At 66.7% G+C, this 19,206-nt stretch carries 22 protein-coding genes; 13 read left to right on the top strand and 9 right to left on the bottom strand.

Annotated elements, in window-relative coordinates:
- Positions 1-126 precede the first annotated feature (126 nt).
- A complete protein-coding gene (locus tag AC1DNF_RS28095; protein WP_478151937.1) occupies positions 127-798 on the top strand; it encodes a GntR family transcriptional regulator in 672 nt (223 codons plus the stop codon).
- 120 nt (positions 799-918) lie between these two features.
- Here AC1DNF_RS28095 and AC1DNF_RS28090 read toward each other — a convergent pair whose 3' ends face one another.
- Positions 919-1,089, bottom strand: coding sequence for a SpoIIAA family protein (locus AC1DNF_RS28090; RefSeq protein WP_478151953.1), 171 nt, complete (start codon positions 1,087-1,089; stop codon positions 919-921).
- Between the two features lie 444 nt (positions 1,090-1,533).
- Here AC1DNF_RS28090 and atpD point away from each other — a divergent pair, with 444 nt between their 5' ends.
- Genes atpD through AC1DNF_RS28035 form a run of 11 tightly spaced genes read left to right on the top strand, consistent with a single transcriptional unit; the run spans position 1,534 to position 9,724 of the window.
- Entirely contained in the window at positions 1,534-2,961 is a 1,428-nt protein-coding gene (gene atpD / locus AC1DNF_RS28085; protein WP_478151936.1) for a F0F1 ATP synthase subunit beta, read from the top strand.
- A complete protein-coding gene (locus AC1DNF_RS28080; RefSeq protein WP_478151935.1) occupies positions 2,951-3,340 on the top strand; it encodes a F0F1 ATP synthase subunit epsilon in 390 nt (129 codons plus the stop codon). Before atpD ends, AC1DNF_RS28080 begins: the two co-directional genes overlap by 11 nt.
- Positions 3,333-3,740, top strand: a complete 408-nt coding sequence (locus AC1DNF_RS28075) for an AtpZ/AtpI family protein (RefSeq protein WP_478151934.1) — start codon at positions 3,333-3,335, stop codon at positions 3,738-3,740. Before AC1DNF_RS28080 ends, AC1DNF_RS28075 begins: the two co-directional genes overlap by 8 nt.
- On the top strand, positions 3,733-4,077 hold the full coding sequence (locus AC1DNF_RS28070) for an N-ATPase subunit AtpR (RefSeq protein ID WP_477925542.1): 345 nt from the start codon (positions 3,733-3,735) through the stop codon (positions 4,075-4,077). The genes AC1DNF_RS28075 and AC1DNF_RS28070 overlap by 8 nt, the downstream gene beginning before the upstream one ends.
- Positions 4,067-4,780 (top strand): F0F1 ATP synthase subunit A, encoded by a 714-nt coding sequence (locus AC1DNF_RS28065; RefSeq protein ID WP_478151933.1) that lies wholly within the window; start codon positions 4,067-4,069, stop codon positions 4,778-4,780. Before AC1DNF_RS28070 ends, AC1DNF_RS28065 begins: the two co-directional genes overlap by 11 nt.
- A 29-nt stretch (positions 4,781-4,809) precedes the next feature.
- Entirely contained in the window at positions 4,810-5,091 is a 282-nt protein-coding gene (locus AC1DNF_RS28060; protein WP_478151932.1) for a F0F1 ATP synthase subunit C, read from the top strand.
- Between the two features lie 3 nt (positions 5,092-5,094).
- Positions 5,095-5,883, top strand: a complete 789-nt coding sequence (locus AC1DNF_RS28055) for a F0F1 ATP synthase subunit delta (RefSeq protein ID WP_478151931.1) — start codon at positions 5,095-5,097, stop codon at positions 5,881-5,883.
- Positions 5,880-7,478, top strand: a complete 1,599-nt coding sequence (locus tag AC1DNF_RS28050) for an alternate F1F0 ATPase, F1 subunit alpha (RefSeq protein ID WP_478151930.1) — start codon at positions 5,880-5,882, stop codon at positions 7,476-7,478. The genes AC1DNF_RS28055 and AC1DNF_RS28050 overlap by 4 nt, the downstream gene beginning before the upstream one ends.
- The gene (locus AC1DNF_RS28045) at positions 7,475-8,425 is read left to right on the top strand and encodes a F0F1 ATP synthase subunit gamma (RefSeq protein ID WP_478151929.1); all 951 of its coding nucleotides are present in this window, start codon (positions 7,475-7,477) and stop codon (positions 8,423-8,425) included. The genes AC1DNF_RS28050 and AC1DNF_RS28045 overlap by 4 nt, the downstream gene beginning before the upstream one ends.
- Complete coding sequence (locus AC1DNF_RS28040) at positions 8,391-9,278, top strand: ADP-polyphosphate phosphotransferase (protein ID WP_478151928.1); 888 nt, start codon at positions 8,391-8,393, stop codon at positions 9,276-9,278. The genes AC1DNF_RS28045 and AC1DNF_RS28040 overlap by 35 nt, the downstream gene beginning before the upstream one ends.
- Positions 9,278-9,724, top strand: coding sequence for an NUDIX domain-containing protein (locus AC1DNF_RS28035; protein ID WP_478151927.1), 447 nt, complete (start codon positions 9,278-9,280; stop codon positions 9,722-9,724). Before AC1DNF_RS28040 ends, AC1DNF_RS28035 begins: the two co-directional genes overlap by 1 nt.
- A gap of 36 nt (positions 9,725-9,760) precedes the next feature.
- Here AC1DNF_RS28035 and AC1DNF_RS28030 read toward each other — a convergent pair whose 3' ends face one another.
- The 7 genes from AC1DNF_RS28030 to AC1DNF_RS28000 all read right to left on the bottom strand — a co-directional run bounded on the left by AC1DNF_RS28030 (position 9,761) and on the right by AC1DNF_RS28000 (position 16,876).
- Entirely contained in the window at positions 9,761-9,961 is a 201-nt protein-coding gene (locus tag AC1DNF_RS28030) for a hypothetical protein (protein WP_478151926.1), read from the bottom strand.
- A gap of 101 nt (positions 9,962-10,062) precedes the next feature.
- The gene (locus AC1DNF_RS28025) at positions 10,063-10,698 is read right to left on the bottom strand and encodes a TetR/AcrR family transcriptional regulator (RefSeq protein WP_478151925.1); all 636 of its coding nucleotides are present in this window, start codon (positions 10,696-10,698) and stop codon (positions 10,063-10,065) included.
- Positions 10,699-10,705: 7 nt separating this feature from the next.
- Complete coding sequence (locus AC1DNF_RS28020; protein WP_478151924.1) at positions 10,706-11,944, bottom strand: CaiB/BaiF CoA transferase family protein; 1,239 nt, start codon at positions 11,942-11,944, stop codon at positions 10,706-10,708.
- Positions 11,945-11,998: 54 nt separating this feature from the next.
- Complete coding sequence (locus AC1DNF_RS28015) at positions 11,999-13,195, bottom strand: CaiB/BaiF CoA transferase family protein (RefSeq protein ID WP_478151923.1); 1,197 nt, start codon at positions 13,193-13,195, stop codon at positions 11,999-12,001.
- On the bottom strand, positions 13,195-14,370 hold the full coding sequence (locus AC1DNF_RS28010; protein WP_478151922.1) for a mandelate racemase/muconate lactonizing enzyme family protein: 1,176 nt from the start codon (positions 14,368-14,370) through the stop codon (positions 13,195-13,197). Before AC1DNF_RS28010 ends, AC1DNF_RS28015 begins: the two co-directional genes overlap by 1 nt.
- A gap of 23 nt (positions 14,371-14,393) precedes the next feature.
- Entirely contained in the window at positions 14,394-15,377 is a 984-nt protein-coding gene (locus AC1DNF_RS28005; protein ID WP_478151921.1) for a tripartite tricarboxylate transporter substrate-binding protein, read from the bottom strand.
- Positions 15,378-15,412: 35 nt separating this feature from the next.
- Positions 15,413-16,876 (bottom strand): benzaldehyde dehydrogenase, encoded by a 1,464-nt coding sequence (locus AC1DNF_RS28000; RefSeq protein ID WP_478151920.1) that lies wholly within the window; start codon positions 16,874-16,876, stop codon positions 15,413-15,415.
- Between the two features lie 203 nt (positions 16,877-17,079).
- On the opposite strand from AC1DNF_RS28000, the gene AC1DNF_RS27995 reads away from it, so the two are divergent.
- Positions 17,080-18,240: an acyl-CoA dehydrogenase family protein gene (locus AC1DNF_RS27995; RefSeq protein WP_478151919.1), complete on the top strand. Its 1,161-nt coding sequence runs from the start codon at positions 17,080-17,082 to the stop codon at positions 18,238-18,240.
- Between the two features lie 15 nt (positions 18,241-18,255).
- Here the strand turns inward: AC1DNF_RS27995 and AC1DNF_RS27990 are convergent, their stop codons facing one another.
- The gene (locus AC1DNF_RS27990; RefSeq protein WP_478151918.1) at positions 18,256-19,137 is read right to left on the bottom strand and encodes an MBL fold metallo-hydrolase; all 882 of its coding nucleotides are present in this window, start codon (positions 19,135-19,137) and stop codon (positions 18,256-18,258) included.
- Positions 19,138-19,206 lie beyond the last annotated feature (69 nt).

Here is a 19,206-nt window from a genome sequence, read left to right as displayed (position 1 = left end):
CTGACATTAGTCACTTTATCCAACGATGACAATAGGATCCAACGATCAGTCGGATGATGGCCGCAGGCGTAAGATCATGAAGCGGTGTGGCGGCTTCGGTCGCCACAGTGCGTAGAGGGAAAAGGCATGTTCGACGAAGCGCGACAGACGGAACCCATCGGCGAAAGAACCTACCTGCGCATTCGCGCGGACATCGTCAGCGGCAAGCTGAAGCCCGGCGAGCGGTTGACACTCGACCGGATGCGCGACGCCTACGAGGTCAGCGTCGGCACCCTGCGCGAGAACCTGAACCGGTTGTCCTCGGAAGGCCTCATCGTCGCCGAGGGTTCGCGCGGCTTTCAGGTCACCCCAGTTTCGGCGGCCGACCTGCGCGAGGTGGCCGCCATGCGTTGTCTGCTGGAAGTGCATGCGCTGCGCGAGTCGTTCGAGGCGGGCGATATGGAGTGGGAGGGCAAAGTCGTCGCAGCGCACCACAAGCTGGCCGCGATGGAGCGGCGCATGGACGCCGAGGGGCACTCGCACGCGCAAGCCTGGAAGCACTACGACCGCGAATTCCATCGCGCTCTGATTTCGGCATGCGGCTCGCAGGTGCTTCTGCAGATCCATGCGGTCATCTACGACCGCTACCTCCGCTACCAGATGGTTGCAGCGGTGTACCGCGGCGAGATCGCCGCCGGCGAACACCGGCGCCTGCTGGATTGCGCACTCAAACGCGACTGGAAGGGCGCGCAGAGCACGCTCGCCAAGCACGTGCAGGACTGCGTGAAGCACATGATCGACAAGCGCCTGGTGACTTGAGGGCGCTTGCAGCTGTGCTGAGCTGGCGCCGGGCTGCCGTTGCGAGCGCGCGATGCATGTCTATGGATTGCCGGTGGGCGCGCCGCCACCTGAGAGCCCGGCCGGCCGGCATTCGAACGGTCAGTCGGTGATCAGCCAGGCGGTGGCTTGCGTGATGGCACTGTTGGGGAAGACTCTTATCGGGCACGGCATGGCAAAGCTGAAAAAGCGACCAAGGTTGGCGATCCAATCGACATCGGTGACGACAGCGATCCTTTCCCACGCCTTCCAATGGGCGACGCCGAGCTTCAGGTCGAGAGTAGCCGTAGCTTGTCGATCTGCTTCAGCCTCGACTCGACGATCGGAACGAGGATCGCTTCATAATCGCTCGCGCTCACGTAGCCGGAAGCGAAAATGCCGACGACATCAGCGTCGGCTCGAACCGGCGTCAGAAAGTATTGGACGGCTGGCCGAGCACAGGGTTCACTTGTGAATCAGCCAACTGGGCCGCGCGTGCCGGCCTCCTCCGCGTGCCGCCCTCCTCCGCGTGCCGGCCTCGCGTCCATCATGCGGTCGGATAATGCCCTTGCAGTCGCTCTTGCATCCAGCGGTGTTGGAATCATGCCCGGCTGAGAATCGGCCCGGTATGGTCCCATCGACGCGGAGAACATCTTGATCGCAGCACCCGCAGCCCCAGGACTGCCGTCATCGCCCCGATCGGAGTCCGGAACCCCCAACATCGGTTCCGTTGTGTCCGTGCGCGGAAGCGTCATCGACATACGGTTCGATGGGCGCCTGCCCCCGATCTACACCGTGCTGCGCGCCGGCGAAAAGGGGCACATCGTGATCGAGGTGCTGTCGCAGCCCGATGCGCATCGTGTGCGCGGGATTGCCTTGACGCCGACGCAGGGATTGGCCCGCGGCACGGCGGTGCTGGACACCGGAAGCCCGTTGATGGCACCTGTGGGCCGGGCGATCCTTTCGCGGATGTTCGACGTGTTCGGCAACACCATCGATCGCGAGGCGGTCTTGTCCGATGTCCAGTGGCGTTCAGTGCATCGCGCGCCGCCGCCGCTCGCACGGCGTTCCACGAAGTCCGAAATCTTCGAGACGGGCATCAAGGTCATCGATGTGCTCGCGCCGCTGGAGCGAGGTGGAAAGGCGGGCCTGTTCGGTGGTGCGGGCGTCGGCAAGACGGTGCTGCTCACCGAAATGATCCACAACATGATCGGGCACCAGAAGGGCATCAGCATCTTCTGCGGTATCGGTGAGCGTTCTCGCGAAGGCGAGGAACTCTATCGCGACATGAAGGCAGCCGGCGTGTTGCCGAACATGGTGATGGTCTTCGGCCAGATGAACGAGCCGCCTGGCGCGCGCTTCCGCGTGGGACACGCGGCGCTGACCATGGCCGAGTACTTCCGCGACGACGAACGCCGCGACGTGCTCCTGCTGATCGACAACATCTTCCGCTTCATCCAGGCCGGCGCGGAGGTGTCGGGTCTGCTCGGGCAAATGCCGTCGCGGCTGGGCTATCAACCCACGATGGGCACCGAGTTGGCGGGACTGGAGGAGCGCATCGCCAACACCGACGCCGGCGCAATCACGAGCATCCAGGCGGTGTACGTGCCGGCGGACGATTTCACCGACCCGGCGGCGGTGCACACGTTTTCGCATCTCTCGGCGTCGATCGTGCTGTCGCGCAAGCGCGCCAGCGAAGGCCTGTTTCCGGCGGTCGATCCGCTGCAGTCGAACTCCAAGATGGCCACGCCGGGCATTGTTGGCCAGCGACACTACGCGCTGGCGCAGGAGATCCGGCGCACATTGGCGCAGTACGCGCAGCTCAAGGACATCATCGCGATGCTGGGCCTGGAACAGCTCTCGACCCAGGACCGAAATGTGGTCGAGCGCGCCCGGCGACTGGAGCGCTTCCTCACCCAGCCCTTCGTCACCACCGAGCAGTTCAGCGGCATGGCCGGAAAGCTCGTCGGTCTTGAAGACGCGCTGGACGGATGCGAGCGCATCCTCGCAGACGAGTTCAAGGACTACCCGGAGAGTGCGCTGTACATGATCGGCAGGATCGACGAAGCGAAGACCAAGGCCGGACCAGGCCCCGGGCGGACTTCGAAGCACGACGCCAAGCGTCAGGACCAGGCAGCGCCGGCAGCCGATGCCCATGAACCTTAAGCTACTGCTGCCGTTCGAGGTCTTCGCCGAGAAGACCGGTGTGTCCCGCATCGTTGCAGAGACCCGGCAGGGTTCGTTCGGCCTCTTGCCCCGGCGGCTGGATTGCGTGCTGGCGCTTGTCCCGGGCATCTTCATCTATGAGACACAGGCGCAGGGCGAGGTCTGCGTGGCCGTGGATGAGGGCGTGCTCGTGAAGACCGGCCCCGACGTCCTGGTCTCGGTACGCCGCGCCTTGGGCGGTACCGACCTCGCCCGGCTGCGCGAGGCGGTGGAGCGCGAGTTCCTGACCCAGAGCGAGGACGCGCAGAGCCTGCGCCAGGTCATGGCCAAGCTGGAGGCCGGGTTCCTGCGTCGCCTCGGGGGCCTGCATCATGGCTGACGAAACCCGCCAGGCACCGGAAAGGCCGCCGCGCTCCGATGGTTCGAGTGGCCAAGGCGAATGGACCCGAGAGCCCGCAGGCGACCGTTCGAAAGATGCGCCGGGCTTTGCCACGCAGGCGGGTACGAAGGCCACGCGCAAGCTCAAGGCGCGCCGCAATGCCTCGCAAGGCGTATGGTTCGGTCTTGGCATGATGGGGTTGATCGGCTGGTCGGTGGTGGTGCCGACGTTGCTGGGCGCGGCGCTCGGCATGTGGCTCGACAAGCGACACTCGGACACGCATTCGTGGACGTTGGCGCTGCTGGTCGCCGGGCTCGCCATCGGATGCCTCAACGCGTGGCATTGGGTCGCCAAGGAAGACAAGGCCATGCGCGAGGAACAGGAGTCCGACGATGAATGAGCTGCTCGCATCCCCCGCCGGAACGGCAACGGTGCTCGTGCTGATGCTGTCGGCTCTGGCGGGCGCCGCGCTGGGCCTGCTTTTCTTCGGCGGCCTGTGGTGGACTGCTCGGCGGGGTGCGGCGTCTTCCCAGCCGGCGCTGTGGTTCTTCGCCAGCCTGTTGGCGCGCCTGAGCATCGCACTCGGGGGCTTTTACGCAGTCTCCGGTGGCCATTGGGAGCGGATGCTGACGTGCCTGCTTGGGTTCGTCGTGGCGCGAGCGGTGGTGGTGCGCCTGACGCGGCCGCCGCCGCAAGGCCGCGCCCATGCGTCGCAGGAGGCCGAACATGCGCCTTAGTCCCGACGAACTGATCTACTGGCAGTTCGGCCACTTCAAGCTCAACGCCACCATTGTGTACACCTGGGGGCTGATGCTCGTGCTGGTGGTCGGCTCCAGGCTCATTACCCGAAAGCTCTCCACAGGGCTCCAGCGGTCGCGCTGGCAGAACCTGCTGGAGATCGTCGTCACGGCCCTCGAGACGCAGATCCGGGAGGTGGGCCTGCGCCAGCCACGCAAGTACCTCGGCTTCCTCGGCACGCTGTTCCTGATCGTCGCGGTCTCCGCCCTGTGCACCGTCGTTCCAGGCTACGAGCCGCCCACGGGATCGCTGTCGACCACCGCGGCCCTTGCGCTGTGCGTGCTGGTCGCGGTGCCGTATTTCGGCATCGCGGATCAGGGCCTGCGCAGCTACCTCGCGTCCTATGCCGAACCGACGGTCATCATGCTGCCGTTCAACATCATCAGCGAGGTCTCGCGCACGCTTGCCCTGGCGGTGCGCCTGTTCGGCAACATGATGAGTGGTGCCATGATCATCGCCATCCTGCTGACCATCACACCCTTCATCTTCCCCGTCGTCATGACGGTGCTGGGCCTGCTCACCGGGATGGTGCAGGCGTACATCTTCTTCATCCTCGCCACGGTCTACATCGCGGCCGCCATCGGCGTGCGCACGGACCGACCGGACGCCGAAGCGCCGCAAGAATCTTCAACATCGGTTTGATCAACAACAATCATCGAAAAGGAATCCGAGTGGACACCCTCACAATCATCGCGGTGGCCTCCATCGTCACGGCCGGCCTCACCATCTGCATCGGTGTCATCGGCACGGCGCTGGGCGAAGGTCATGCCGTCGCGACGGCGCTGAGTTCGCTGGCCCAGCAGCCCGACGCGTCCTCGACCATTACCCGCACGCTGTTCGTCGGCCTGGCGATGATCGAGTCCACGGCCATCTATTGCTTCGTGGTCTCGATGATCCTCATCTTCGCCAACCCGTTCTGGAATCATGCAATCGCGCAGGTCGCGGGAAAGTAGGGCATGCTCATCGATTGGTTCACTGTCGGGGCGCAGGCGCTGAACTTCGTCATCCTCGTGTGGTTGATGAAGCGCTTTCTTTACAAGCCCATCCTCGACGCGATCGACTCACGGGAAAAACGCATCGCTGCGGCCCTCGCCGATGCCGAAGCAAGGAAGGCCGAAGCGCACAAGGAGCGCGACGAATTCCAGCTCAAGAATGATGCGTTCGAGAGGCAGCGCGCCTCGCTGATCGATCAAGCAACAAAGGACGCCGAGGCCGAGCGCCACCGCCTCATCGACGAGGCAAGGCAGGCGGCCGACGCGTTGAGTGCGAGGCGCCGCGAGGCGCTCGTGGGCGACTCGCGGCGCCTGAACCAGGCCCTGGCGCGCCGGACGCAGCAGGAGGTGTTCGCCATCGCGCGCAAGGCGCTGTCGGAACTTGCGACGACGAGTCTGGAAGAGCGAATCGCCGAGGTGCTTGTGCGGCGCCTGCGAGCCCTGGACGGTCCGGCCAAGGAAGACGTTGCCCAGGCGCTGACGAGCGGGACCGGCCCCGTGCTTGTCCGCAGTGCGTTCGAGCTGCCCGCCGCGCAGCGTGCCGCAATTCAGTCCGCGGTCAACGAAGCCTTCTCGATCGACATCGCGCTGCGTTTCGAGACGGCACCGGACCTGGTGGCCGGCGTTGAACTCAGCTCGAACGGGCAGAAGGTGGCCTGGAGCATCGCCGACTACCTGGCGTCGCTGCGCAAGGAGGTTGACGAATTCATGCAGGCACAGCCGCGGCCGGTGGCCGAAGCAGGCAGCCCATGAACGCACGGGCCGAAGACCTCGAAGGCGCGTTCGACCGCGCATTCGCGGGCCTCGAACGAGCGCGAGAAAACCATGGGCCGAAGCTCGCGCCGCGCGAGGTCGGCACGATCACGATGCTGTCCACCGGCATCGCCAGCGTATCCGGCCTGCCCGGTATCGGCTTCGAGGAGCTGATCCGGTTCCCCGGTGACGTGTTCGGCATTGCGTTCAATGTGGACGAGGACGAGATCGGGGTGGTCCTGCTCGGCGACCACGCGCATCTGCGTGCGGGCGACGAAGTCGAGCGCACGGGCCGTGTGATGGACGTGGGAGTGGGTGATGGGCTGCTGGGCCGCGTGATCGATCCTCTGGGGCTGCCGCTCGATGGCCTCGGCTCGGTCGACGCGGGCGCACGCCTGCCGATCGAACGCCCTGCCGCCCACATCATGGACCGTGCGGCCGTGACCGTGCCTCTGCAGACGGGCCTCAAGGTCATCGATGCGCTGATTCCCATCGGCCGCGGCCAGCGCGAGCTGATCCTGGGCGACCGCCAGACGGGCAAGACGGCGATTGCGATCGACGCCATCCTCAACCAGCGCGGCCAGGACGTCGTGTGCGTCTATTGCGCCATCGGCCAGCGCGCTTCCGCCGTGGCCAAGGTCGTGGCCGTCCTGCGCGACCAGGGCGCGATGGAGCACACCGTGGTGGTCGTGACCGAGGGCAACGAAGCGCCGGGTCTTGCCTATATCGCGCCCTACGCCGCCACCAGCATCGCCGAGCATTTCATGGAGGCGGGCCGCGACGTGCTGATCGTCTACGACGATCTCACGCAGCACGCCCGCGCCTACCGCGAGCTGTCCCTGCTGCTGCGGCGACCTCCCGGGCGCGAGGCCTTTCCGGGCGATATCTTCTACATCCATTCGCGGCTTCTGGAACGCTCGACGCGCCTGCGCAAGGAGCTCGGCGGCGGATCGCTCACCGCCCTGCCCATCATCGAAACCGAGGCGCAGAACATGTCGGCCTACATCCCGACCAATCTGATTTCCATCACCGACGGACAGATCGTGCTGTCGCCGACCTTGTTCGAACTGGGCGTGTTGCCGGCGGTCGATGTCGGCAAGTCCGTGTCGCGAGTCGGAGGCAAGGCGCAACGAGCCGCCTACCGCGCTGTGGCAGGCGACCTCAAGCTCGCCTATGCGCAGTTCGAGGAACTCGAGACCTTCGCCCGATTCGGCGCCCGGTTGGATGACGGTACCCGCAAATCGATCGAGCATGGACGGCGCATCCGCGCCTGCCTGAATCAGGCCGAATCCGCCCCGGTACCAGTGCCAGCGCAGATCGCCATTCTGCTGGCGCTGGCCGCCGGCCTGTTCGATGCCGTGCCAATGGACAGGATGGCCGATGCCGAACGCACGTTGCGCGAGCTCGCGACCAGGATCCCTGCCGAGGTGTGCGAGCACCTGGACACCGCGGACACCCTGAGCGACGAGGATCGCGCGACCATTCTCGACATGGCCCGCCGCGGGCTCGCACCCTTTCTGCCGGCACCCGACCCTGGGCCCGCGTCGAAGCCCGGCCCCGGTCATCGCGAGGCCCGCAAGGGCGGCAATCCGTGAGCGACAGCACAGCCGGCCTGCGCCGTCAGATCGACAGCGCGGCAGATCTCCAATCGGTTGTTCGCACCATGAAGGCGATCGCCGCCTCGAGCATCGGACAGTACGAAAGATCAGTGCGCGCGCTGGCGGACTACAAGCGCACGGTGGACCTTGGACTGGGCGCCTGCCTTCGGAGCGTCGGGCCGGCGGCCTTGCGGCTGCCGCGACAAGGACAGGCCGCCGCCCGCGTTGTCAGCGCCGTGGTGTTCGGGTCCGACCAGGGGCTGGTCGGCCGATTCAATGAAGCGGTGGCGGATCATGCGATCGCGACGCTGGCGAAGCTGCCCGATGCGCCCCGGGTCTGGGCCGTGGGTGAGCGTGTTCATGCGCTGCTGGTCGACGCCGGCCTGGCGCCAGTGGGCGGGTTCGCCGTGCCGACGTCCGTCAATGCCATTGCGCCCCTGGTCGGACAGATTCTCGTGGACAGCCAGAGACAAGGCCGACACGACGTGGACAGCCAACTCCACCTCTTCTTCAACAGCCGCGCATCCGGATCGACCTATGAAACCGTCAGCCAGCGACTGCTGCCGCTCGATGAAGACTGGCGCCTCACCCGCGTCGAAATCACCTGGCCGACGAAGAACCTCCCCGAGGTCATGGGCGGCGGCGCCGCGACGCTGGCGGCGCTCGTCGGCGAGTACTTGTTTGTCTCGCTGTTCCGTGCGTGCGCGGAATCGCTCGCGAGCGAGAACGCAAGCCGCCTGGCCGCCATGGAGCGCGCCGACAAGAACATCGACGAGTTGTTGGGCGATTTGCGTGGCAGCTTCCATCGACTGCGTCAAAATGGCATTGACGAGGAGCTGTTCGACGTGATCTCAGGCTTCGAGGCTCTCAATCGACCGCGGCAATGGCCAAGACGAAAGGGGCGCCACCATGAAGATCAAGCCAGACGACTTCCGGGTTCGTGAAGGCGCGACGGTGGATCTCGCGAAGTGGAAGACGCTGACAAAGCCCGTCTACCGATCGAAGCGCAAGTACGAGGAGCTCCTTGCGTCCGATGTCGAGGAACTGAGCGCGCTGCAGGAACTTCACTATGCATCCAATCGCCACGCCCTGTTGCTCATCTTCCAGGCGATGGACGCGGCCGGCAAGGACGGGTCCATCCGCCATGTGATGTCCGGTGTGAATCCCCAGGGTTGCCAGGTCTTCAGTTTCAAGCATCCGAGCGCGACGGAACTGGAGCACGACTTCCTCTGGCGCAGCACTCAATGCCTGCCGGAGCGTGGTCGGATCGGCATCTTCAACCGCTCGTACTACGAGGAGGTGCTCATCGTTCGCGTGCATCCCGAGATCCTTCGAAGCCAGGGTCTGACCGATGCGCTGCTCGACGACAAGGCGGTCTGGAAGGGCCGCTATCGCTCGATCGTCGATCTGGAGAAGCACTTGCATCGAAACGGTACCAGGATCCTCAAGTTCTTTCTCCATCTCTCGAAGGAAGAGCAGCGAAAGCGATTCCTCGAGCGCATCGACGACCCGACGAAGAACTGGAAGCTCAGCCTCGCCGATATGGAGGAGCGGGGGTTCTGGGACGAGTACATGCGCGCATACGAAGCCTGCCTGAGCTCCACGAGCACGGACATTGCGCCTTGGTATGTGGTTCCTGCCGACGACAAGGACAACGCGCGCCTGATCGTCTCGCAGATCGTGCTCGAAACCTTCAGGGCGTTCCAGATGCACGAACCGGAGGTCACCCCTCAGCGCCGCAAGGAACTGCTCGTCATCCGCGACCGGCTGGTGGCCGAAGGCCGCGCCAGCCGCTGATGAAGACCACTTCCTACGGCGTGCTCATCCTCAACGAGCATGGTCAGCTCCTCCTGGCGCATGCCACCGGGCAGAAGCACTGGGACATTCCCAAGGGCGGCGCGGAAGAAGGCGAATCCCCGCGCGCCGCGGCCGTGCGGGAGGTGCGGGAAGAAACGGGCATCGTCCTTGCGCCGGATTCGCTGGAGGAGCTCGGCCGCATGGCCTACCAGTCCCGCAAGGACCTGCACCTGTTTCGCGTCGTCCTTCACACGCGCGACTGCGACATCCGGGCCTGCAGGTGCACGAGCTTCTTTCCTCACTTCGCCTCGGGCGTGATGATTCCCGAAGTGGACCGCTTCAAATGGGTGGACGTCGCCGACATACCGGATTTCGCCGCCAGGTCGATGACCGCGCTGCTGCGGACGCTCCCCGGCTTCGAGGCGATGCCGCCCGCCGGACACTAGCGGGCCGGCCTCGGCGACATGGCCGCCCGCACAGCATCAGGTCGTCCGGCTCAGCAGTGTCGGCACCTCGTACCCGTTGCGGTAGACGCCTTCGATGCATCCGAGCATCGGGTCGGTCGGCCGCGCCGTCACGAACTTCGCCTCCGGCGTGCGGTAGATGACGATGGTGCACGCCGAATGCTTGCTAAGGGTGCGCGCCACGCCGGTGGCCTGGCTGGCGGTGGGATAGGTATTCATGTCTGGCTCCGAGAGGTCCTGCATGGATATCGGCAGACTTGCGCTTTCCTTGACCCGGGCGCCTTCGAACATGCGCGCCCGGCCTTCCCGCCCGGCAATGGCTAGCGTCTTCCCGCCGCGATGCCCTGGGTCAGCATGTCCATGAAGGAATCGACCACCTCGCGCAGGCTCAGCTTGCCCTGCTCGCTGAACCAGCGCGGCACCCAGTTGAGCGAACCGAACAACATGGCCGAGACCATGCTGGGCTGACAGGGCCTGATGGAGCCGTCCGCGATTCCCTCGGTCACCAGGGCGCGCACCGTGGTGTCCAGCCGCTTCTGAAACCTGCGGATCTCGCCGTCGGGCACGAGGTCGAGGGGCCGCGAGCCGACCAGCACCAGGCAGCGCCCGAAGTCGCTGTTCTGCGCCTGGGCCAGGCTCTGGCAGAACTGCCGCAGGCGCTCGAGCACGGGCACGCTGCGGTCCTCCATGCTCTTGATCACCGTGTCGAGATCGCCGAAGGACTTGACCAGGCACTGGAAAAGAATGCTCTCCTTGCTCTCGACGTAGTGATAGAGCGTGGCCTTGTGCATGCCGAGCTGGTCGGCGATCGCGTCCAGGGAGGTCGCCTCGTAGCCGTGGGCCGCGAACAGCTGCGCCGCCGTGCGCAGGATGGCGGTGCGCTTGTCCTCGTGGCGCACGCCGGGGGCGCGACGCTGCCGGGGCGTGACGGGGGTACTGGCTTTGGGTTCGGGCATGCGGGGATTATTGTGTGGAAACGACGCCCGCCTCGAGCAGCGCGGCCACGCGCGAAGTCGGCAGGCCCGCGGCCTCCAGGATCTCCCGCGTGTGTTCGCCCAGCAGCGGCGCGCGATGGCGCACCCCGCCCGGCGTCAGCGACAGCTTGACCGGCACGCCGGGGATGGCCACCGGCCGCGCGCTGCCCGGCTGCTCGACCTCGGGCAGCATCTTGCGCACCGCGAAGTGCGAGTCCTCGAAGATCTCGCGGGCGTTGTAGATGGGGCTGAACGGCACCTTGCCGCCGAACAGCTCGCGCAGCTGCGCCTTGGTGCGCGTGCGCGTGAAGGACTCGATCGCCTCGGTGAGTTCGCGGTGATGGTCCCAGCGCAGGGATTCGCTGGCGTAGCGCGGATCGGACTTCAGGGCCGGCATGCCGATGAGCTCGCACAGCAGGTGGAACTGCGCGTCGTGCGGCGCGGCAATGGCGATGACGCCATCCAGCACCTTGACCGTGCCGAAGGGCGCCAGGCCGGGAATCCCATTGCCCACGGGCTTGGGCGAGACGCCGAGGTAGCTGAACTGGCTGACCACGAGCTCGGACATGGCCAGGATGCTGTCGGTCATCGCCACGTCCACGTACTGCCCCTCCCCCGTGGCGCGCGCGTGCCACAGCGCATTCATGGTTCCGAAGGCGGCGAACAGGCCGGCCACGGTGTCGCCGGCGCCGCCGCCGACCTTGACGGGATGGTCCTCGTCCTCTCCCGTGATCCCCATCCAGCCGCCCATGGCTTGCGCCACGACGTCGAAGGCGGGCCAGTCCATGTAGGGGCTCTCGCCGCCCGCGCGATCGCCGAAGCCGCGCACCGAGGTGTAGACGAGCTGGGGCCGCAGCGTCTTCAGCGTCTCGTAGCCGAGACCCATGCGGTCGAGCACGCCCGCGCGGTAGTTCTCCACCAGCGCGTCGGCGCCCTGCACCAGCTCCTTGAGCAGCTGCCGCCCGTCCGGATGCTTGAGATCGATGGCGATCGAGCGCTTGTTGCGGTTGCAGGCCTGGAAGAGCCCGCCGAAATGGCGCAGGCGGTCGTCCGCGCGGAAAGGGCCCATGCGGCGAAAGAAATCGCCTTCGAGCGGCTCGATCTTGATCACGTCCGCGCCATGGTCGGCCAGCATCTGCGAACAGAAGGGGCCCGCCAGCGCATGGGTCAGGTCGAGAATGCGCAGCCCGGTCAGGGCGCCACGGGATTGCGCGGGGATGTTCGTCATGGGTTCAGCACCACCTTGTAGATTGTTTCGTTCGTGTCGCTTCGATCGCCCGCATCAGCCCGCAGCAGACTGCGCGGCGCCGGCCAGCAGGCCTTCGACCGCCGCTTCGTCGTAGCCCAGTTCGGCCAGCAGCGCGCGCGTGTCGGCGGCGAGCTCGCCCACCGGATGGCACCCGGCCGCCGGCGTGCGGCTGAAGCGCGGCGCCGGCGCGGGCTGCGTGATGCCGTCGACCTCGACGAAGGTGCCGCGTGCCCGGTTGTGCGCATGCCGGGGCGCCTCGTCGAGGTCCAGCACCGGCGCAAAGCAGGCGTCGCTCCCCTCCAGCAGTTCGCACCACTGCGCGCGCGTCTTGCCGCGAAACATCTGCGCCACGCGTTCCTTCAGCGCCGGCCAGCCCGCAGTGTCCCACTGGGCGTCGAAGGCCGGGTCGGTGAGGCCGCATTTTTCCCTCAGCAAGGCATAGAACCTGGGTTCCATGGCGCCGATGGAGACGTACTTGCCATCGGCGCAGGCGTAGGCGTCGAAGAAATGCGCGCCGCCGTCGCCGTTGTTGGTGCCCGCCTCCGCGTTCCAGAGGCCCGCCGAGCGCCAGCCCTGGATGAGGGAGGTCAGCAGCGCCGAACCGTCGCAGATCGAGGCATCCACCACCTGGCCGAGGCCGCTTTCGCGCGCCTCGGCCAGCGCCGCCAGCACGCCGAAGGCCAGCAGCATCCCGCCGCCGCCGAAGTCGCCGATCAGGCCGGGCGTCGGCGTGGGCGCCGCGCCGCGGCGCGATGTGGAGTGCAGCGCGCCCGTCAGCGCGATGTAGTTGATGTCGTGGCCCGCCGCCTGCGCCAGCGGGCCGGTCTGGCCCCAGCCGGTCACCCGGCCGTAGACCAGCGAGGGGCGCCGCTGCAGGCAGGTCTCGGGGCCGAGGCCCATCGCCTCCATGACGCCCGGCCTGAAGCCCTCGATCAGCACATCGGCGCGCTCGATCAGGCGCAGCGCCACTTCGCGCGCGGCGGGCTGCTTCAGGTCGAGCGCGATCGATTCGCGCCCGCGACAGAGCACATCGCTGCGCCGCGCGGTCAGCGCATCCATGCCCGCGCCCGCGTCCGGCCCCCCCGGGCCCTTGCCGCGCGGCTTCACCGGGCGGTCGATGCGGATCACGCGCGCGCCCTGGTCGGCGAGCATCATGCCCGCGAAGGGCGCCGGACCGAGCGCGGCGAACTCGACCACCGTCAGCCCCGACAACGGGCCGGCGCGCGACATCACTGGCTCACCGTCCGGCCTTCCTTGCCGGCCGTCCTGTTGCTCACGAGAAAGGCTTCGTTGAGCTCGATGCCCAGGCCCGGCCCCTCGTTCGGATAGGCCATGCCGTTCTCGAAACGCGGGATGTTCAGGGCGATGTCGGTGCCCGGCGCGATGTTCTTGCTCTCCATGGTGCCGTGGATCATCAGCGGCCCGATCGATTCGCTCAGGCCCTGCGAGGCCCATTCGTTGCTCACCCACAGGTGGGCCGCCGGACTGTGCTCCAGACCCGAGCCGATCATGCAGCCGCAGTGCACCGGCAGCCCCGCCAGGCGCGCCAGGGTGAGCCAGCGCTGCGCCTTGAGGATGCCACCGGCCTTCTGCAGCTTGATGAAGAGGCCGTCGCTGGCGCGCCGGTCGATGATCTCCTTCAGGTGGTGCAGTTCCTGCGCCGACTCGTCGGCATAGATCGGGGTGCGCACCTGCGCCCGCAGGCGAGCCATGCCTTCGATGTCCCAGTGCGGCAGCGGCTGCTCGACCAGGTCCAACCCGCAGTCGTCGAGCTTGCGGATGATGTGCAGGGCCTTCTCGTAGCTCCAGAAGCCGTTGGCATCGATCGTCAGGTACGCGTCCGGGCCCACCGTGTCGCGCACCGCATGCACCATGTCGATGTCGTCCTGCAGCGTGCCGTAGCCGATCTTCATCTTGAACAGCGCGAAGCCTGTCTTCTTCGCCAGCGCGGCCTCCGCGGCGACGTCTTCCGGCTTGCCCGCCGACAGCACCCAGCCCTGGCGGGAGGCCGTGGCGGTGCGGCCGCCGAGCAGTTCGTAGACGGGCACGCCCAGCAGCTTGCCCTTGAGGTCGTGCAACGCGAAGTCGACCGTCGCCTTGGCCTGGTTGTTGTCGCGCACCAGCAGATCCATCTTGCCGACGATCTTCTCGATGTGGCGCGGATCCTCGCCCAGCAGGACGCGCGGCGCGATCACGTTGCAGATCATCGCGATGATCGACTCCTGCAACTCGCCGCGGTACCAGGACGAGGTGTCGCCGGAGTCGGAGAAACCGACGGTGCCGTCATCGGCCGTGATCTTCAGCACGACGCTGTCGATCGAGGTGATGCGGGTGTTGGGCATGATCACCGGCTTCTTCAGCGGTGTGGAAACGGGAAGGCATTCGACCTTGACGATTTTGGGCATGGGGACTCCGTGACTGCTTGAAACTACTGGGCCTGGAAGTTGGACTTGCGCACCTGCTCGCCCCAGAACTCGCTGCCGCGCTCGACGATCCGGCGCAATTCCTCCGGGCCCGCATAGGCGGGTTCCATGCGGGTGGATGCGAACTTCTCGACCGTCTGCGGCGAATCGAACATGGCGCGCGTGGCCGCGATGAGCTGGCGAAGCAGTTCCGGCCTGAAGCTCGCCGCGGCATAGACGCCCAGGAAGCTGTCGGCCGGCATCTTCACGCCGAGCTCGCCGAAGGTCGGCACATCCTTCATCTCGGAGTAGCGCTGGTCGGAGGCCATCGCCAGCACGCGCACCTTGCCCGCCTTGCGGTACTCGACCAGGGCATCGCAGGGAACGATGGCCGCCGGAATCTGCCCGCCCACCAGGTCCACGATCGCCGGGGCGGCGCCGCGGTAGGGAATCGGGTTCATGGCAACCTTGAAGTGCTGGCCGACCACGTAGCCGACGAACTGGGCCTGCGAGCCGGGCGCCGGAATGCCGAAATTGCCCTGCTCCGGGGTCTTCCTGACCGCGTCCAGGTAGCTCTGCATGTCATGCGCGGGCGAAGTCCCGGGTACCGCGAGGCAGGTGTAGAAATTGACGACCCGGCCCACCGGCACCATGTCCTTCTTGACGTCGAAACCCGGCGTCTTGGTGATCAGGGGGAGCATCACGACCTGGTGGTCGACGGCGAACATGATGGTGTTGCTGTCGGGCGTTGCCGTCCTCAGCGCCTGCGCGGCGAGCTGGCCGCCGGCGCCCGGCTTGTTCTCGACCACGGTCGTGACGTTCATGAGGTCGCTCAAGGCCCGCGCGTAGAGGCGGGCGAGCGTGTCGGTTCCGGCGCCGGGCGGGAAGCCGACCAGAACCCGGATGACAGGCTTGTCCTGCGCCGCGGCCGTGCCGGCCAGGGCGAGGCAGGCGGCGACGGCGACGAAGGTGGTGCGGATCAGTCGTGCGAAGGGGGATGGGTGATTCAAGGCGGTCTCCTGGTGCGGGCGTTCGTGGATATCGATCAAAGCGGATAGACCGGCGCGGTGTTGCGCACGGTGGTCCATTGCCATTGGGTGAATTCGTCCCAGTTGGCCGGACCGCCATGACGCGATCCGTTGCCGGAGGCGCCGCGCCCGCCCATGGGCATGGTGCCGTCGTCGTTGACCGTCTGGTCGTTCACGTGCACCAGGCCCACATTCAGTTGCTCCGCCATGGCCATGCCGCGACCGATGTCGCGGGTGTAGATGCCGGCGGACAAGCCGTACTCCGTGTCGTTGGCCAGCGCGATGGCCGCCGCGTCGGTGCCGAAGCGGGTGATCGACACGACCGGGCCGAAGATCTCCTCGCGGAAGACCGGCATGTCGGGCGTGACGTCGGCGAGCACGGTCGCGGCGTAGAACGGCCCGTCGCAGGTGCCGCCGGCCAGCAGCCTCGCGCCCATGCGGATGGATTCCCGCACGATGCGGTCGACCCGCTGCACTTGCTGGGGCGTGATGATCGGGCCGAGCGCGACCTGCTCCCGGTGCGGGTCGCCGACCGGCAGCGCCCGGGCCTTCTGCGCCATGCGCTCGGCATATTCCGCGACGAGGTGATCGTGCACCAGGTGCCTGCCGGCGCTCATGCAGATCTGCCCCTGGTGCAGCCACGAGGCCCAGGAGCCCCCGCTGATGGCCGACTCCAGGTCGGCGTCGGCGAGGATGATCAGCGCGTTCTTGCCGCCCAGCTCCAGCGCCACCTTCTTGAGATGGCGGCCGGCCAGCTCCCCTACCCTGCGGCCCACGGCCGTCGAGCCGGTGAAGGAAATCATCGTCGTGTCCGGGTCGCTCACCAATGCCTCGCCTGCCTCGGCGTCGCCCGGCAGCATGTGGAACACCCCGGCCGGCAGGCCCGCGGCCTCCAGCAGCAGGGCCAGCAGCACGCCGCCGCTGACGGGCGTGCGCAGGTCCGGCTTCAGCACCACCGCGTTGCCCGTGGCGAGCGCCGGCAGCACCGCGCGGCTCGAGAGCAGGAATGGAAAGTTGAAGGGCGAGATCACGCCCACCACGCCATGCGGAACCCGGCGCGCGATGCTGGTGCAACCCTCGGCGCTCGGCAGCAGCAGGCCCTTGGGCTGGCTGAGCATGGCGGCGGCCTCGTGGAAGTGATGCAGGACCGAATCGATCTCGAACATCGCCTTCGGCACGATGCCGCCGGTCTCGCGGACGATCCAGGTCGCGAAGTCCTGCCGATTGGCCTCCAGCAAGGCCGCGGCCGCGCGAAACATCCGTGCGCGTTCGCCAGGGGGCATGGCGACCCAGGTCTTCTGGGCTTGCTTCGCCGCGGCGCAGCTGCTGCGCACGTCCTGGGCGTTGGCCCTGGAAACTCGACCAATCGGTTGACCCGTTGCGGGCTCCGTCACCTCGACCTGGCCGCCCGCCAGCGCCATCCATTCACCGGCCAGCGCCTTGCCGCTCCAGTTCGTCTTCGTCAACAAGCCGTCACTCATTTTGTCTCCTGAATATGGGGTTCAATCGGTCTTTGCCGGCCGCCGGAACCCGATGCCTCGGGATGAATTCCGGTGCGATCCGCAAGACCGCGGTGCGAACTCTAAGATCAGCGTTCACAAAAGTCAACCAACCGGTGGGTTGACTTTATGCACGCGCATGAACAGAATCCGCCGCAACGACATTTCGAACCCCGGAGATCAATGTGACCCACGCCCCCTACCGCTCGCCCTGGATGACCGACGAGCTCGACATGCTGCGAACCACCGCGCGCCGCTTCTTCGAGGAAGAGGTCGCCCCGCACGCGGAGCGCTTCCGCCGGCAGCACCACATCGATCGCGCGGTATGGAGGAAGGCGGGCGAACTGGGCCTGCTCTGCATGAGCATTCCCGAGGAATACGGCGGCCAGGGCGCCTCCTTCGCGCACGAAGTGGTGGTCATGGAGGAACAGGCCCGCATCTGCGACACGACATTCGGCTTCATCCCCGGGGCGGTGAACGGCCCCGCCTTCTTTCACGGCACGGCCACCCATGAACAACTGCTGCGCTGGATGCCCGACATCGCATCGGGCCGCAAGATGCTGTCGGTGTGCATCACCGAACCGGATGCCGGCACCGACGTCAAGGCCATGCGCGCGACGGCCCGGCGCGAGGGCAACGAGTACGTCCTCAACGGCAACAAGATCTTCATCACGCACGGCAAGCAGGCGGAGTTGTCGCTCGTGGCCGCGCGCACCGGCGGCGCCGGCTCGGGCGCCAGGGGGATCTCGCTGTTCATGGTCGAGACCGACAAGACGCCCGGATTCAGGGTCAACAAGGTGCTGGAGAAGGTCGGGCAAAACGGCCTCGACACCTGCGAGATCTTCCTGGACGAGGTGCGCGTTCCCGCCGAGAACCTGATCGGCGGCGCCGAAGGCAGGGGCTTCGGTCAGTTGATGGACGTCTTCGTGCGGGAGCGCCTGTCCATCGGCGTCGTCGGCATCGCATGCGCCGAGCGTGCCATCGAACTCACGGTGGAACATGCGAAGAACCGAAAGATGCTCGGCCAGACGCTGTGGGATTTCCAGAACACCCGATTCACGCTCGCCGAGTGCTCGACCGAAGCGCGCATCGGCAGGGTGTTCGTCGACGCCATCGTGGGCGATCTCGCCGCCGGCAAGCCCTTGCAGCCCAATGACGCGATGATGGCCAAGTGGTGGGGTTCGGAGAAGCAGTGCCAGATCATCGATCGCTGCCTGCAGCTCTTCGGCGGCTACGGCTACATGTCGGAGTACCCGATCGCGCAGCTCTACATGGACGCGCGCGTCGCGCGAATCTACGGCGGCTCCAACGAAACGCTCAAGGACCTGATCGCCCGCTCGATGTGAGCGCGCCGGCGGCTGCTAGACGCTGTGCGTCGGCAGGCTGTTGACGGGAATCTTCAGGTAGCTCACGCCATCGGACTCCGGCGGCGGCATCTGGCCCGCACGCACGTTCACCTGCAGCGAGGGCAGGATCAGGGTCGGCACCTCCAGTGTCGCGTCGCGCGCGGTGCGCATCGCGACGAACGCGTCTTCCCCGATGCCGTCGTGCAGGTGAATGTTGTGCGCGCGTTGCTCGGCCACGGTGGTCTTCCATGCCGCGGCGCGCCCCTCGGGCGGGTAGTCGTGGCAGACATACATCGTCGTTTCGGGCGGCAGCGCGAGAAGCCGGCGCGCCGAGCGGTACAACTGATGCGCATCGCCACCGGGGAAGTCCGCGCGGGCGCTGCCGACGTCCGGCATGAACAGCGTGTCGCCCACGAACACCGCCCCATCGAGCGCATAGGCCATGTCGGCCGGCGTGTGCCCGGGAACGAGCAGCGCGGTGGCTTCGACCTCGCCGATTCCGAATGTCTCGCCATCCTTGAACAGGTGGTCGAACTGGCTGCCGTCCGGCAGGAAGCCGCGCTCGAGGTGGTAGATCTTCTTGAAGGTCGCCTGCACCTGCCGGATGTTCTCGCCGATGGCGATGCGCCCGCCCACGCGCGCCTGGATGTGCCGGGCACCCGAGAGGTGGTCCGCATGCGCGTGCGTCTCCAGAATCCAGTCGACGATGAGGCCATGGGCGGCGACGTAGGCCAGCACCTGGTCCGCCGAGGTGGTACTCGTGTGGCCCGACTTGAAGTCGTAATCCAGCACCGGGTCGATGACGGCGGCCCGATGGGTGGCATGGTCCCAGACGACGTACGAGATCGTCCAGGTCTTGGGGTCGAAGAAGCCTTGGGTTGTCGTCAGGCTGGGCATGGCGTGTTCCGGAATGTTCGTCGTGAGTGTCCTGGAAGATCCTACCAACCCGACGCGGCCGGTGGCCCT

The sequence above is a fragment of the Variovorax sp. 01T432 genome (genome assembly GCF_056398605.1).
The sequence above is the reverse complement of the archived record's forward strand: the minus strand, read 5'-3'. Positions and strand labels throughout refer to the sequence as shown.